The 16862-nt window shown below is 32.7% G+C and carries 13 protein-coding genes and 1 pseudogene; 3 read left to right on the plus strand and 11 right to left on the minus strand.

Annotated elements, in window-relative coordinates; all coding sequences use genetic code 11:
- Positions 1-200: 200 nt before the first annotated feature.
- A complete protein-coding gene (locus tag AC28QF_RS03575) occupies positions 201-2927 on the plus strand; it encodes a 2-oxoglutarate dehydrogenase E1 component (protein ID WP_488200735.1) in 2727 nt (908 codons plus the stop codon).
- Positions 2928-3087: 160 nt separating this feature from the next.
- Positions 3088-4302, plus strand: a complete 1215-nt coding sequence (odhB, locus tag AC28QF_RS03580; RefSeq protein WP_488200734.1) for a 2-oxoglutarate dehydrogenase complex dihydrolipoyllysine-residue succinyltransferase — start codon at positions 3088-3090, stop codon at positions 4300-4302.
- Positions 4303-5174: 872 nt separating this feature from the next.
- On the opposite strand, the gene AC28QF_RS03585 is transcribed toward odhB, so the two are convergent.
- From AC28QF_RS03585 to AC28QF_RS03635, 11 genes and pseudogenes are all read right to left on the minus strand, one after another.
- Positions 5175-5888, minus strand: a complete 714-nt coding sequence (locus AC28QF_RS03585) for a DUF547 domain-containing protein (protein WP_488200733.1) — start codon at positions 5886-5888, stop codon at positions 5175-5177.
- Between the two features lie 136 nt (positions 5889-6024).
- On the minus strand, positions 6025-7338 hold the full coding sequence (sufD, locus tag AC28QF_RS03590; protein WP_488200732.1) for a Fe-S cluster assembly protein SufD: 1314 nt from the start codon (positions 7336-7338) through the stop codon (positions 6025-6027).
- 5 nt (positions 7339-7343) lie between these two features.
- Positions 7344-8096 (minus strand): Fe-S cluster assembly ATPase SufC, encoded by a 753-nt coding sequence (sufC, locus tag AC28QF_RS03595; RefSeq protein WP_488200731.1) that lies wholly within the window; start codon positions 8094-8096, stop codon positions 7344-7346.
- Positions 8097-8102: 6 nt separating this feature from the next.
- Positions 8103-8954 (minus strand): N-acyl homoserine lactonase family protein, encoded by an 852-nt coding sequence (locus tag AC28QF_RS03600; protein ID WP_488200730.1) that lies wholly within the window; start codon positions 8952-8954, stop codon positions 8103-8105.
- A gap of 16 nt (positions 8955-8970) precedes the next feature.
- Positions 8971-10419: a Fe-S cluster assembly protein SufB gene (sufB, locus tag AC28QF_RS03605; protein ID WP_488200729.1), complete on the minus strand. Its 1449-nt coding sequence runs from the start codon at positions 10417-10419 to the stop codon at positions 8971-8973.
- 15 nt (positions 10420-10434) lie between these two features.
- Positions 10435-10764, minus strand: coding sequence for a HesB/IscA family protein (locus AC28QF_RS03610; protein WP_488200728.1), 330 nt, complete (start codon positions 10762-10764; stop codon positions 10435-10437).
- 106 nt (positions 10765-10870) lie between these two features.
- Positions 10871-11929, minus strand: coding sequence for a cytochrome-c peroxidase (locus AC28QF_RS03615; RefSeq protein WP_488200727.1), 1059 nt, complete (start codon positions 11927-11929; stop codon positions 10871-10873).
- Positions 11930-11939: 10 nt separating this feature from the next.
- Positions 11940-12698: an MbnP family protein gene (locus tag AC28QF_RS03620; protein WP_488200726.1), complete on the minus strand. Its 759-nt coding sequence runs from the start codon at positions 12696-12698 to the stop codon at positions 11940-11942.
- Positions 12699-12700: 2 nt separating this feature from the next.
- A complete protein-coding gene (locus AC28QF_RS03625) occupies positions 12701-14017 on the minus strand; it encodes a hypothetical protein (RefSeq protein ID WP_488200725.1) in 1317 nt (438 codons plus the stop codon).
- Positions 14018-15442 carry a choice-of-anchor B family protein gene (locus tag AC28QF_RS03630; protein WP_488200910.1) on the minus strand — a complete coding sequence of 475 codons (1425 nt, stop codon included), beginning with the start codon at positions 15440-15442 and terminating at the stop codon, positions 14018-14020.
- Positions 15419-15664: pseudogene (locus tag AC28QF_RS03635) on the minus strand (thrombospondin type 3 repeat-containing protein); the annotation flags it as partial. The gene AC28QF_RS03630 and the pseudogene AC28QF_RS03635, both read right to left, overlap by 24 nt.
- 130 nt (positions 15665-15794) lie before the next feature.
- Here AC28QF_RS03635 and thiL point away from each other — a divergent pair.
- Positions 15795-16841 carry a thiamine-phosphate kinase gene (gene thiL / locus AC28QF_RS03640; RefSeq protein WP_488200724.1) on the plus strand — a complete coding sequence of 349 codons (1047 nt, stop codon included), beginning with the start codon at positions 15795-15797 and terminating at the stop codon, positions 16839-16841.
- The last annotated feature ends 21 nt before the right edge of the window (positions 16842-16862 follow it).

Here is a 16862-nt window from a genome sequence, read left to right on the forward strand (position 1 = left end):
ATAAAAAATAAAATAAAAAATGTTTATGCTTGATTGTCAGTAGTTTGTTTCGGGTTGGTATTAGTTTATGTGGAAGCTTTCTTATCTTTCTGATATAATTGTTAGGCTTAAATTTAGCATAAAAAAAAGTCTTGTTTTTAGTAAAAGTTGTATTTTTGTCATCATTATTCTTATTGATAGAAAAAGCATAGTAAATATATATGGACAAGTTTTCGTTCTTGAACGCAGCACATACAAGTTTTATAGGAGATTTATACGAACAGTATCAAAAAAACCCAGATGCAGTAGAACCAAGTTGGAGAAGTTTTTTTCAAGGATACGATTTAGCTAACGAAGATTATTCGTTTACTGATGAAGTAGTTTCTGTTGAAATCCCAGAGAAAGTACATAAAGAGTTTTTAGTAATTGATTTAATAAACGGTTACAGAACAAGAGGACATCTTTTTACAGAGACAAACCCAGTTCGTGAGCGTAGAAAATATTCTCCAACATTAGATGTCGAGAACTTCGGGTTAAATCAATCAGACTTATCTACCGTTTTTAACGCAGGAGGCGTTTTAGGTATTGGAGCAAAAACATTAGAGGAAATTATTAAACACCTAAAAGCTATTTTTTGTGATAGTATTGGTGTTGAATATATGTACTTACGTAACCCTGAAGAATTAAAATGGTGGCAAAATCGTTTAAATAAAAATGATAATCAATCTAATTATAGTATTGATGCCAAAAAATATATTCTAACAAAATTAAACCAAGCTTCTGTTTTTGAAAGTTTTTTGCAGACAAAATATGTAGGTCAAAAACGTTTTTCTGTAGAAGGAGGTGAAACATTAATACCAGGAGTAAGTGTAGCACTTCGTGATGCAGCTGAAAAATATGGTGTTGAAGAATGTGTTTTAGGAATGGCCCACCGTGGTCGTTTAAATACGTTAGTAAATATCTTTAAAAAACCTGTTCGCGATTTGTTTAGCGAATTTGAAGGTAAAGATTTTGAAGATCAAGATATTGGTGGTGATGTAAAATATCACTTAGGGTTAACCTTAAGTAAGGCATACAAAGGCGGACAGAAAATGAAGATGAATTTGGTTCCAAATCCATCACATTTAGAAACTGTTGGAGCAGTAGCAGAAGGTATTGTACGTGCTAAAGTAGATTTAGATTATAACGGAGACGATAGTAAAATATTACCAATTTTAGTGCATGGTGATGCTGCAATTGCAGGTCAGGGAATCGTGTATGAAATTGCGCAAATGATGACTTTAAATGGTTATAAAACTGGTGGTACAATTCATATTGTAGTAAACAATCAAGTTGGTTTTACAACGAATTACTTAGATGCTCGTTCTAGTACCTATTGTACAGATGTAGCTAAAGTAACGTTGTCGCCAGTATTACACGTTAATGCAGATGATGCAGAAGCGGTTTGTCATGCAATGGAAATGGCTGTTGAATATCGTATGAAATTCAAAAAAGACATTTATATTGATTTATTAGGATACCGTAAATATGGTCATAACGAAGGTGATGAGCCTCGTTTTACACAGCCAAAATTATATAAAGCAATTTCTAAGCATAAAAATGCAAAAGATATTTATACTGAGAGACTAATTAAAGAAGGCAGTATTTCAGCAGAATATGTACAGCAAATAACAGACGATTTTAAATCACATTTAGAAGCTGAATTTACAGAATCTAAAAAGAATGCAACGTCTAAAATTCAAGAATTCATGCCAGCAGTATGGGAAGGGTTTGTTCGTAAGCAGTTGCAAGACATGTTAAAGCCAGTAGATACTACATATTCGGTTGAGGCATTAAAAGATATCGCTAAAGTAATATCTAATACTCCTAAAGGACATAAGTTTGTTCGTAAAGCCGAACGTATTTTAAAAGGCCGTGAAAAAATGGTCTTTGAAGATAATACTTTAGATTGGGGTACGGCAGAGAATTTAGCATACGGAACTTTACTTGAAGAAGGATTTAATATTCGTATTTCGGGAGAAGATGTAGAAAGAGGAACTTTCTCTCACCGTCACGCTATTATGCGAGACGAAGAAACTTTAGAACGTGTAAATTTATTAAACACGAATCCGAAGAATAAAGGAGAAATGACAATTTATAATTCTCATTTATCTGAATATGGTGTTTTAGGTTTCGATTATGGTTATGCAATGGCAGCACCAAATACATTAACTATTTGGGAAGCTCAGTTTGGAGATTTTGCAAACGGAGCACAAATTGTATTTGATCAATATATATCTTCAGCAGAAGATAAATGGAAGTTGCAAAACGGATTGGTAATGTTATTACCTCACGGATATGAAGGGCAAGGACCAGAGCATTCATCAGGTAGAATTGAGCGTTTCTTACAATCATCTGCAATAGATAATTGGACGATTGCAAATTGTTCTACACCTGCAAATATATATCACATATTACGTCGTCAGATGAAACGTGATTTTAGAAAGCCATTGGTTATTTTTACACCTAAAAGTTTGTTGCGTTTACCAAAAGCAGTAAATACTATTGAAGATTTAGGTAACGGTGCTTTTAAGGAGGTAATTGACGATACTGTTGATACAGCTAAAGTGAAAAAAATGGTGTTTTGTTCAGGTAAATTCTACTATGATTTATTAGCAGAGCGTGAACAATTAGAGAGAGAAGATGTTGCTTTAGTAAGAATAGAGCAATTATTTCCTTTACACAACGAGCAAATAAAAGAAGTGATGGATAGGTATCCGAATGTAGAACGTTACGTTTGGGCACAAGAAGAACCTAAAAATATGGGTTCTTGGAGTTACATGTTAGAACGTTTTGAGTTAGCGAAGTTAGAATGTGCATCGAGAGATTACCATTCGGCACCAGCTGCAGGTTCAAGTGCACGTTTTAAACGCCGTCACCAAAGAGTATTAGATATGGTTTTTGATTAATATCAACAACCAAAAAGTATATGCGTTAGGGATTGAAACGACATCCTTTTAATTTGTCTCTTCGAGCGGAGTCGAGAAGTAGTCAAATTAAAAACATATAGTGAAAAGCCCGCTCGAACGCCCAAAAAAATAAAATATTTCCGAATAAAAATAAAGAAACATGAGTGTTTTAGAAATGAAAGTTCCTTCTCCGGGAGAATCAATTACAGAAGTAGAAATAGCAACTTGGTTAGTTGAAGATGGTGATTATGTTGAAAAAGATCAACCTATTGCCGAAGTAGATTCTGACAAAGCAACGTTAGAATTGCCTGCGGAAGAAAGCGGAGTTATTACTTTAAAAGCAGAAGAAGGTGATGCTGTTGAGGTTGGAGCGGTTGTTTGTCTTATAGACATGAGTGCTGAAAAACCAGCAGGAGAATTGTCTACTGAAACAAAAAAAGAAGAAGCCCCGAAAAAGGAGGCTCCTAAAAAAGAAGAACCAAAAGTTGCAACGTATGCAACTGGTACTGCTTCACCTGCAGCTAAGAAAGTTTTAGCTGAGAAAGGAATCGATGCTGGTTCAGTAAAAGGAACAGGAAAAGATGGTCGTGTAACAAAAGATGATGCAGTAAATGCTGTGCCTTCTATGGGAACGCAACCAACAAATGGTTCTCGTGGTACAGAGCGTAAAAAAATGTCGATGTTACGTCGTAAAGTAGCACAACGTTTAGTTGCTGTAAAGAGCGAAACTGCAATGTTAACTACGTTTAACGAAGTGAACATGCAGCCAATTTTCGATTTACGTAAGCAGTATAAAGAAGATTTTAAAGCAAAACATGGTGTTGGATTAGGTTTTATGTCATTCTTTACTTTAGCAGTTGTTAGAGCTTTAGAAATGTACCCTGATGTAAACTCTATGATTGATGGAGATTATCAAATAAAAAATAACTTTCAAGATATTTCTATTGCAGTTTCTGGACCTAAAGGATTAATGGTTCCTGTAATTAGAAATGCTGAAGATTTATCTTTTAGAGGTGTTGAAAGCGAAGTAAAGCGTTTAGCTATACGTGCTCGTGATGGGCAAATAACTGTTGATGAAATGACAGGAGGAACATTTACAATTACCAATGGTGGTGTATTTGGATCTATGTTATCTACACCAATCTTAAACCCACCTCAAAGTGGAATTTTAGGAATGCACAATATCGTTAACCGTCCTATGGCTGTTAATGGAGAGGTAGTAATTCAGCCAATTATGTACGTTGCATTATCTTATGATCACAGAGTTATTGATGGTCGTGAGTCTGTAGGATTCTTAGTTGCCGTTAAAGAGGCGTTAGAAAATCCAGAAGAATTATTAATGGATAACAACATTAAGAAAGCATTAGAAATGTAGGTAACAATGTTGCCCTATAAATATTAAAATCCTATGCGAAAGCATGGGATTTTTTGCTTTTATAAATACCTAATATTAAGTATTTTTTGATAATAAAATTATTTTTATTTTTGAAATAATAAATAATGATAAAGTATTTATTATTTGACACAATTATCTTTGCTTAACATGAAAAAGAAAGTTTTAAATTTATCCCGAGCTGTTGCTTGGGATTTTTTTTGTTTGTAGCTATTAGCTGCTTTCCACTATATCTTTTTTCTGTTTGTCAAAGAGAAGTTGCTTTTTGTAAGGTGTGGCTTTTTTTTGACGTTATTTCGAGTTTAGAATGAATCAGAAAAAGGATGCCGTTTTAATCAAGGCTATACTTTTTTTTTTTAGCTTCCTTAAAACAGATATTTTTCCTTTTATTTAGTAGAGTTTAGTAAACTACTATTCTATTCCGAAAAAATGATTAAAAAATTACATTAACAGCTTAATGTAACGAACGTATTGCGATTTTAATGTTTTGTAAGGCCACATTAAAAGAATAAATCAATAATGAAACGTAGAGTTATAGATAAATTACTTTAAGTACTAAGATGGTTGACTAGTTGTTGCGAAATAAAACTAAAGCAATTAACAGAAGAGAAAGTAACTTTTATAGGGTTTTTATAGCACGAAAGAATACAAAAAAAGCCTCAAATAAAGATATAAATTGAGTATATAATAGATGATATTAACTAAGCAAGTATCTTATTTAGAGAAGCTAGTGGATAAATTAGCTAAATGAGAGAGGAATGAACATAGAAACTATAAAAATAGATATTAATACATAGTTAATAATTAGAAAAAAAGGGGGGAGTGGGGGGATTATAAGTAGGGAAATTTATAGGTTATTGCAAACCGTTTAAATGCCAATCATATTCTAAGAAGGTTACTTCAGCATCATCGTTTATCTTGATGGTAGAATATTTATTAATATAATTTATTAAAGTATTCTTTTCTGTAAAATCTTCTTTATACCACTCAAACATTTTTGAAACTTCAACTTTAGTTATTGTTATTTTATTTTTAGATGTATCATTTATAAAATTCTTCATTAACAACTCTAAAGTACTATTTAAGTTTTTAGCAGTAAAAGCATAATTAGGGAAAGTAGGACCCGATTTAGAGGCTGCATTTATACCAACATGAACTCTAGGGTCATTGTGCCATCTACGCAATATTTTGTGCTCTATATAATCTAAAGAGTAGGTTTCCTTACCAACAACAGCAAAAGGAATTTTCCAGGCATTTTTACCTTTTCTTTTTATATCAGTTATCTTTCTTAAAGGGTAACTATCTAATATTAATTTAATAGTATATGCATTGTATGCATTCATCCAGAAAGCTTTTGCTTTATTCTGAGACCAATTTCTACCAGGAATTTGATTTTCTAAATGGTTTAAGTAAATATCTAATAAAGCACGATTTTTTCTTAAACCCTTATAATCTACGTTCCCTTCAGTATCAACATACGTTTTTAGAAGCGCGTTAAACACATCGGTTTGTGAATAAGATTGAATGCTAATAAATAGCAATACAATCAATGTAATAGTTTTTTTCATTTTTTTTATAGTTTTTACATTTGTCTATTTTTGACGAATCATTTTATTAATCATTACAAAAAATAAATAATTTATTAAAAATAAAGGCCATTCAATATTGAACGACCTTTGTTTTATATGTGTGAATATAAGAGTTTTATAAATCAAAACCTATATTTACTCCTAATTTATTTGCGATTAACTTGTTAATTCGTGTCTTTACTTCTGGTATTTTTACACTTTCTAATACCGTATTAGCAAACGCATACATTAGTAATGCTTTCGCTTCTTTCTTCGGAATTCCACGTTGTTGCATGTAAAATAAAGCATCTTCGTCTAATTGGCCAATCGTACAACCGTGAGAACACTTTACATCATCAGCAAAAATCTCTAACTGAGGTTTTGCGTTTATTGTTGCTTTATCGCTTATTAGAATGTTGTTGTTTTGTTGATACGCATTTGTTTTCTGCGCTTCTTTTTCAACAACTACCTTTCCGTTAAAAACAGCTGTAGAGCGGTCACCATATATACCTTTGTAATCTTGATGAGACTCACAGTTTGGTTCGATATGATGTACCAATGTATGGTGATCTACATGTTGTTTTCCTTCAGTAATAGTAACTCCTTTTAAGATAGAATCGATATGCTCTCCTCTTTGATAAAAGTTTAAGTTATTACGGGTAATATTTCCTCCGAAAGAAAAAGTATGTACAGAAACAATACTATTTGATTTTTGCTCTATGTAAGAATTATCTACCAAAGAAGCATTTTCATCATCATTCTGAATCTTATAAATATCTACCGTTGCATCTTTTGCAGCATACACTTCTGTTACGGCATTTGTTAAAACCGAATTAGAAGTTAAACTCTGATGGCGCTCTATAATTTGAACATGTGCATTTTGCTCTGCAACAATTAAATTACGAGGTTGCGTCATGATAGCTTCCTCAGAACCTGTAGTAAAGTAGATAACCTGAATTGGCTTATCTACTTCTACATTCTTAGGAATGTTAATGTAAGCTCCCTCTTTTGCAAATGCAGTATTTAACGATGTTAAATTATCTTGCTTTGCAATTTTATTGAAGTAGTTTTCAATAACAGCTTTGTATTTTGGTTTTGTTAATGCAGATGACATTAAACAAACATCAATTTTATCATGTGTAGTTTCAGATAAGAAAGAACTATATTTCCCATCGATAAATACAATTTTATAAGTATCTATATCGTGGATGAAATATTTCTTAACATCTGCTAATTCTATAGCGTTTTCCGAAGTAGGAAAAATACTATAGTCTTGTTTCAATACAGCATTTAAAGAAGTGTATTTCCAAGCTTCTAATTTCTTAGTAGGAAAACCTAATTCTTCAAAATTCTGTAGCGCTTTTGTTCTAATATCGTGTATGTCCGAATTGATATCCACTCCATTTTCAAAAGCGACGTATGACGTGGTTAATTTATCTTTTAACTCCATTTTTCTTAAGAATTAACTTCTTCCTTAATCCAATCATATCCTTTTGCCTCTAACTCTAAAGCTAAAGAAGCATCACCCGATTTTACGATTTTACCATCGTATAATACATGTACAAAATCAGGAACAATATAATCTAATAAACGTTGGTAGTGTGTAATTACAACTACAGCATTGTCTTTAGATTTTAATTTGTTTACACCATTAGCAACAATACGTAATGCATCGATATCTAAACCAGAATCTGTTTCATCTAAAATAGCTAATTTTGGCTCTAGCATTGCCATTTGAAAAATCTCGTTACGTTTCTTTTCCCCACCAGAAAAACCTTCGTTTAAAGAACGAGATAAAAATTTACGGTCTATTTCTAATAATTCAGATTTCTCGCGAATCATTTTTAACATGTCTTTTGCAGGCATGTCTTCTAAACCTTTAGCTTTACGATTTTCGTTAATTGCTGTTTTAATAAAGTTAGTAACCGAAACACCAGGAATTTCTACAGGGTACTGAAAAGATAAAAATACACCATTGTGCGCTCTTTCATCAGGGCCTAATTCGCTAATATCTTCGTTATTTAATTCTATAGAACCGTTTGTAACTTCGTATTCTTCTTTTCCCGCAATTACGTTGGCTAACGTACTTTTACCAGCACCATTTGGCCCCATTATAGCGTGAATTTCACCTGCTTTAACTTCTAAATTCAATCCTTTTAAAATTGATTTATCTTCTATGTTAGCGTGTAAGTTTTCTATTTTTAACATTACTAGTTACTTTTTTAATAGATTTTGTAATTTCTTGAAAGCTTTTGGCGAATGTTGAATGATCACCTCAGCATTTTTTTCTTTAGCGAAAGCTTCAAATTTTTGCATGCTTTCTAAAGTTTGCTCAACATTATAGTTGAATGAAGGAACACCTTTACTGGCTCTGTTCTCTTCAAAATGATATAAGTCACCCGTTAATAAAACTGGCTTTTCAATACCTGATACTTTTACATATAAAGCTTGATGGCCAACTGTATGACCTGGCATATATTTTATAACAACAGTACTGTCGCCAAAAACATCGTAATCACCATTTAATTTTTTAACATTTTTTAATGCTGCTACCGCAGGATTTTTCTGTTTTAAAGAATCTCCAGCAACTGAATTATATTCGTTTTCTTGTATTAGCCATGTAGCATCTTTCATGTAGTTTGCATGCCCAGTATGATCGAAATGAGAATGAGACATTGCAAAATATTTAAAATCTTTAATTTTAAAACCAATTGTTGCTAATTGATTTGCTAATGAGTCTGCTCTTTGTACTGTAAATGTTCCGTCACCAGGAGTTACTGGTTTTGGTAAAACTAAGTTTTCTGGTAGACCCGCATCCCACATTAAATTTCCTTTCGGGTGTGAAATAACATAATAAGCATCAGTAAATTGTTTTGTTTGTCCTGTATACGTTGTGTCTTGAGAAAAAACCTCTAATTTATTGACTAATATAGATCCACCATTTAAAACATATAGTTTCACAGTAGCTTCTTCAGTAGCTAATTTATCAGCATTTTCTTTTTTATCAGTGTTTTTACAACTAATAGCTGTAATTGCGATAAGTGCAAGTAAAAATATTTTTTTCATCATTTTATGATTTAAATTATCCAACACTTCCTTCTAAACTAATTTCCAATAGTTTTTGTGCTTCTACAGCAAATTCCATTGGTAACTTATTTAATACTTCTTTACTAAAACCATTAACAATTAACGCAATTGCTTTTTCAGTATCAATACCACGTTGGTTACAGTAAAATAATTGGTCTTCACCAATTTTACTCGTTGTAGCTTCGTGTTCTATTTGTGCTGATTTGTTTTTAGTTTCGATGTATGGAAACGTGTGTGCGCCACATTCGTTACCCATTAATAAAGAATCACACTGAGAGAAGTTACGAGCGTTTTCTGCACGTGGCCCTATATGAACCAATCCTCTGTATGAATTTTGTGATTTACCTGCAGAGATTCCTTTCGAAATAATAGTCGACTTGGTGTTTTTACCTAAGTGAATCATTTTCGTTCCGGTATCAGCTTGCTGATAATTATTAGTTACAGCAATCGAATAAAATTCTCCAACAGAGTTGTTTCCTTTTAAAATACAACTTGGGTATTTCCAAGTAACTGCCGATCCTGTTTCAACTTGTGTCCAAGAAACTTTTGCGTTGGTTTCGCAAATAGCTCTTTTGGTTACGAAGTTATAAACACCACCTTTACCTTCTTTGTTTCCAGGATACCAGTTTTGTACTGTTGAATACTTAATTTCTGAATCATCTAACGCAATTAATTCAACAACTGCGGCATGTAATTGATTTTCATCTCTACTTGGTGCAGTACAGCCTTCTAAATAAGAAACATAACTACCTTTGTCAGCAACTACTAAAGTTCTTTCAAACTGACCAGTTCCTCCTTCATTAATTCTGAAGTAAGTAGATAATTCCATCGGGCAACGAACGCCTTCCGGTATGTAACAGAAAGATCCATCAGAAAAAACTGCTGAATTTAATGCGGCATAAAAATTATCGGTAGTAGGAACTACAGTTCCTAAATGTTTTCTTACTAATTCAGGATGTTCTTGAATAGCTTCAGAAATAGGCATAAAAATAATACCTTTTTTACCTAATGTTTCTTTAAAAGTTGTAGCAACAGAAACTGAATCCATTACAATATCAACAGCAACATTGGCTAGTTTTTTTTGCTCATCTAAAGAAATACCTAAACGCTTAAAAGTATCTAATAATTCCGGATCAACTTCATCTAAACTATTTAATTTTGGCTTTTCTTTCGGTGCAGAATAGTAAGCAATATCTTGAAAATTTGGTTTTTCGTAATGAACATTTGCCCATTCTGGTTCTTCCATTGTTAGCCAAACTCTAAATGCTTCTAAACGCCATTCGGTCATCCATTCTGGTTCATTTTTCTTTTTAGAAATTGCACGAACTACATCTTCATTCAGTCCTTTAGGAAAGGTTTCGCTTTCTATTTCAGTATAAAAACCATATTCATATTCTTTGGTTTTTAACTCTTCTCTTAAATCATCTTCTGTATACTTGCTCATAATTGAGTTGTAATATTATAGTGAAAAACTTTCGCCACATCCACAGGTACGGTTTGCATTCGGATTGTTAAATACAAATCCTTTTCCGTTTAAACCTCCAGAGTATTCTAATGTAGTTCCTACTAAGTATAAAAAACTTTTTTTATCAACAACGATTTTAACGTTGTTCTCTTCGAAAATTTTATCGTTTTCTTGTGTGCTTTTGTCAAAAGTTAGGTCGTAAGATAAACCTGAACAACCTCCGCTTTTTACACCAACACGCACAAAATCTACTGTAGCATCAAAACCATCATCTGTCATTAACTCGATAACTTTCTTTTTTGCTATATCTGAAACTTTTATCATTACTTAAGTGGATTAACTCTAAATAGTTTGCAAATATACAATATAAGTATCAGTTAAATACATAACTCGTCATTGTGTTTTTTGATGGGTTTATTTGATTTTCTGATTATTCTTGAAAATTTAAATTATTAACAAAATCATTATCAGATAAGGAAAGTAAAAAAGCTTTTAAGTCAGATTTGTCGTTGTCAGAAAGATTAACGCCACCTTCATTTACTTTTTTCATTAAAGGGTCAATCGTTGAAGAAGATTGTAAACCTGTTGAATAATGATTGATAACTTCATCTAAAGTAGCAAAACGACCGTCATGCATGTAAGGTGCAGTAAATTTTAAGTTACGAAGTGATGGTGATTTAAATTTACCATTATCATTTGGGTCGCCAGTAACTTTACCTAATCCAATATCAGATAAAACAGCATCCAGGCCGTTGTTGTGAAATTTATTATCGGTCCAAAGTGGATTGTTATTACTTCCGTGACAATGAAAACAATCGCCACGGGCTTCATCCATAAAAACATCAAATCCGTTTTGTTCTTGTGGAGTTAATGTTGTTTTTCCGAGTAAAAATTGATCGAATTTAGAGTTTCCAGAAATAAGTGTTCTTTCGAATTGAGCGATTGCTTTGGTAATTAAAATAGAGTCTATTTTTGTGTTTCCGAAAGCTTGTTGAAATAATGTTGGGTATTCTGGGTTGTTTTTAATGCGTTCAGCAACATTCGTCCATTTGCTGTGCATTTCTATCGGATTTCGAACAGGCTCTAACGCTTGTCGCTCTAAACTAAGTTCTTTCCCGTCCCAAGTAAAACGTTCATCGAAATTCCACGCTAAATTAAATAAAGGCATTGAGTTTCTCTTGCCAAGTAATCCATCTACACCTTCGCTAAATTGCGTGTTATCTGTAAAGGCTTTTGCAGGATTGTGACATGTAGCACATGATTGTGTATTATTTTTTGATAATATTTTATCGAAAAATAGTTTTTTACCTAAAGCAATTCCTTCTTCGGTTAACGGATTGTTTGTGGGTATTACTGGTGCAATTATTTTTTGTAGAAATAATTCAGGGATTTCTAAATTTACTGGTACAGGAGTATATATATCATTTTCTTCTTTTGATGAGCAACTCATTAAAAGAAATAGTAATAAAATGGATATACCTTTTTTCATTGTCTCGTCCTTATTGTGAGATTTTTCCTAAACTAAAAACACCGCTTTTACCGTTTGCAGACATTTCCTTTTGAGCATCAAAATCCATCATTAAGTTGGTGTTTTTTTCGTTTAAATCCCAGTCATTAGGGTTTTTAAACCATTCAGCAATATTCATTTTAACCTCTATGTTAGCATCACTTTTAATGTTTACGTTACCTAAACTTACAACAAAAGAAGTATCTTCTGGTGTTGATGTTGTTGTGTCGTAAGCTCTAATTACATGAAAGTTATAAGGATTTTCATTAGGAACATCATCTTTGTATTTTCCATCTAGTTGCATAAAATGATAACCACCACCTAACATCATCGGAACATTCCAAGAAGCCGTATTTAAATCGGCATACGTCCCGTCTATATTATCATCATTATTAAAACCAAAAGTGATGGCTAAATTATAATTCCCTTCAGTTATTTTTAATGACGGACTAAATACTAAGCTTTCTTGATCGCTTAAGTCAATTAATTTATAACCTTCAGAAACAGTAGCTTTATCGGCTGCATCTGTTAAAGTGATTTTTGATACTAAATAACGTAATTTATCAATAGTAAGTTTAGTTCCTAATTTATTGGTGAGTTCTGTGTTGCTTAAATCTGATTTTTGAAAAGAATCACCATCCCAATTTTGGGTAAAATTGATTTTCACACTAACTTCTTTAATTAACTCATCGTTGTCTGAACTACATGAGAAAAATAATATGCTTAAGAAAAGGACTATATATTGCTTCATTTTTATTTTAATTTGATTATCAACAGGTCTGAAAAACCTTTATTTGTTGTTATGTCTTGATTGTTGCTGCTGCTTTCGCCTACGGCGATAATATTTCCGTTTGTTAATTCTATTGCATCGTAACAAAAATCTATTTCGGTACCGCCAATAGTTTTTTGCCATTGTTGATTTCCGTTTGCATCAATTTTAAGAATTAAAGCATCATTTTGCCCTTTGTTGGTAAATTCGTTATCAGCACTTCTTGAGCTCCCTGAAATAAGAAAACCACCATCGATGGTTTTACGAATAGAACGGCCAACATCAAAGCTAGCACCACCGTAATTTTTTTGCCAAATTAAATCACCATCCGAAGTTATTTTTATGGCCCATAAATCTGCTCCTCCATTATTTTGTGTTACATCTTTGGTAGCGCTACGGGTGTCTCCAATAATTATAAAATTACCATCATCGGTTGTTGTAATTGCTCTGGCTTCATCAATTTCATCACCGCCAAATGATTTCTCCCAAAGTAAGGTTCCTGTTTTATCAATTTTTATAATCCAAAAATCATAACCACCCTTGTTATTTGTAATGTCAACATCATCACTATCAGAAGAACCAACCATTAAATAACCGTCAGAAGTTTCAATTATGTCGTAACAAGTATCTGTATTTGTGCCACCAAAATATTTACGCCATTCAATTGTACCGTTAGCAGCTAGTTTTATTCCCCAATAATCGCCACCAGCATGTTTTGCGGCTGTTTTTGCGTTTCCTAAACCTCCGGATGCTGTTACGTCTAATATACTTGCAATAAAATAGCCATTGTCTGAGGTTTGAATTAAGCTAAAACCTTGGTCTGTACCAGAAAATCCTGTGCTTGTTTTCCAAATAATATTCCCTGTTGTGTCTAGCTTCAAAACCCAAATATCTTCAAATCCTTGGTTAGAATTTAAATCTCCGTCATCACTTTTACTGTAGCCAATAACGGCAAAACCATTATCTTTGGTTTGAATAATTTTGTATGCTTTCTCGTCGTTTGAACCTCCGTATGTTTTTTGCCATTGTAATTCATCATTTTCATTGAATTTTAAAAGCCAATAATCATATTGAACAGTTGTTTTTGTTGTGATAATATCTCCATCGATACTTTGTGTGAAGCCTAAAACAATATAACCACCATCAGAAGTTTCAACAATACTTCTTCCACTTTCATTTTTTGTGCCACCGTAAGTTTTAACAAAATCAACTTGTATTGTTTTTGCAGGCAATTGTAGGTTCGTATCATTACTACAACCATACATCAGTATAAGTAATAAGAAGAAGATTTTTTTAGGCATTTACTGTTTTTTTATGATGAATAAGCCTTTGTTAATGTCACTTACTACTATTTTACCACTACTAAAATAAGGGTATACATTCCAAACACCATTAAAATTAGCGCCGTTATTACTTGGGTAAGTATCGAAAAAACCAGTCTCTGTGATGGTTTTACTTTCTATGCTAGAAATATCGATAAAACGTACACCTGCGGTATAATTGGCTAAGTAAAAAGTATTGTCTTTTACATATCCGTTATGATCTATTGCAGCAGTTGGACCTAAGTAAGTAAAATGTTCTTTAGGGTTTTCTAAATCCGTAAAATCGAAAATAATATTTCTTGTTTTGTTTCCAAAGCGTTGTTCATCTAATTCGTCACCTAAAATAAAATATTTTGTATCTTCAGTAAACCAACCTTGATGTGTGTAACCAACATTTGCGTATGATATTCTAGAAATATTTACAGGGTTTGCTTTATCGCTAATGTCAACAATTACAACTTCATTTTCGTTACTTCCTATTAAAATTTCCTTACCAATATATCTAGCGTCGGGACCATTGTAGTTTATTACCTGTGCATCGTGACTGTAATTATCGGTTCCCCATCCGCCTTCGCTTTTAGGATTTTTAGGATCTTGTATGTTGATAAATAAAGGACCACCTTTATATGTTCCTGTTTTACTTGTTCCTACAGGGTAGGCGTAACCAGAATCTTCATTGATAACGATGTTATGTGCACTACCAAATTCAGTAAAGTGTGTATCTGCAGTGAAATTAACAGGAGGGTTTGCAACATTTCTTAGTTTTGTTAAGTCAAAAACTTGCATTCCGTGGTTGCTAGCTTCACTTACAATAAAAGCATGGTCTTTGTATACTTTTATATCGTGCCAAGAACTACTAACTGTTGCTGTAGGTAATTTACCTAAATATACAGGGTTATTAGTGTCTGTTATATCAATAAAAACAGTTCCGTTTTCTACGCCCATTATTGCGTATTCATTATTGTTTGTAGGATCTGTCCATCCCCAAGAATCATTACCTTCTGTAGCTCCAAAAGTACTGAGAGGTATGTTTAAAAGTAGATCGTAATTATTACAAGGATATATTCCTGCCATACCAGATACACAAGGTATTTTGTTTCCCATAGGAGTTTCGTCGCATACATCGCCTATTCCGTCATTATCTGTATCAAGCTGATCGGGGTTTTTAAGCAAAGGACAGTTGTCTACATCGTCATTAATACCATCGTTATCATCATCATCGTCACAAATATCCCCAGTTCCGTCACCATCTGTATCAAGTTGATCGGAGTTAGCGGTATTTGGGCAATTATCCATTGAGTTAACCACTCCATCCTCGTCATCATCATTATCACAAGCATCGCCTTTTCCATCACCATCTGTGTCTTTTTGGTCAGGATTAGATGTTAACGGGCAATTATCCACGTCGTCTTTTATTCCGTCATCATCATCATCATCATCACACACATCTCCTATTCCGTCACCATCTGTATCTAATTGATTTTGATTTGGGGCGTCTGGGCAATTATCTGAAGAGTTAACTATTTTATCGTCATCTTTATCATTGTTAATATTCTCACTTGAAGTACAAGAAAATAATAGTAATAAAAAAGAGAATAAAAGAACAGGTTTAATCTTATTAATCATAATATTTTATTTTTAAAAAGGGTAAAGTTAAAGAATAACTATATATAAAACAGTTATAAATAGTTAAACCCTATTTTAATTTAAAAATTGTTTGGTTTTGTTTAAAAACTATGTTTAGTACCTTTGCAAAATGTTAGAAGATAAAAACCAAGGAAGAACATCGTTAGCTGAACTAGGAGAGTTTGGATTAATAAACCATTTAACGGAACATTTTAAGATATACAATTCATCAACTCAAAAAGGAATTGGTGATGATGCCGCAGTTATAAGTTCGTCAGATAACGAACTATTAATAACGACTGATTTGTTAATAGAAGGTGTACATTTCGATTTAAGTTATATGCCTTTAAAACATTTAGGTTACAAAGCTGTAATGGTAAATTTATCAGATGTATATGCTATGAATGGTGTTGCAGAGCAAATTACCGTATCAATAGCTGTTTCTAATCGCTTTCCGTTAGAAGCATTAGAAGAATTATATGCAGGTGTGCAGTTAGCTTGCGATACTTATAAAGTAGATTTAATTGGAGGAGATACAACATCATCAACTAAAGGAATGTTAATTTCTGTTACAGCAATAGGATCTGCAAAAAAAGAGGATATTGTTTATAGAAACGGTGCAAAAGCAACGGATTTAATAGTTGTGTCTGGAGATTTAGGAGCTGCATACTTAGGATTACAAATTTTAGAAAGAGAAAAACAAGTATTTCAGGTAGATCCGAAAAATCAACCAGATTTAGATAATTACACCTATTTAATCGAGCGTCAATTAAAACCAGAAGCACGAAAAGATATTTCTGAATTATTAAAAGAACTAGGCGTAAAACCAACAGCAATGATTGATATTTCTGATGGATTGTCATCTGAAGTAATGCATATCTGTTCGCAAAGTAAATTAGGTTGCAAAATTTATGAAGAAAAATTACCGCTAGATCCGCAGGTTATTTCTACATCCGAAGAATTTAATATGGATAGTACCATGATTGCTTTAAGCGGAGGAGAGGATTATGAATTACTATTTACAGTGCCACTTGCTGATTTTGATAAGATAAAGGCGAATCCTAATTTATCAATTATTGGTCATATGGTTGAAGAGAATCAAGGTGTGAATTTGGTAACTAGAGCCGATCAAGAAATAGCATTAAAAGCACAAGGTTGGAATTCATTTGAAGAATAAGTTTTATAATTAATATTATAT

The sequence above is a fragment of the Tenacibaculum sp. M1.3A genome, assembly GCF_057732375.1.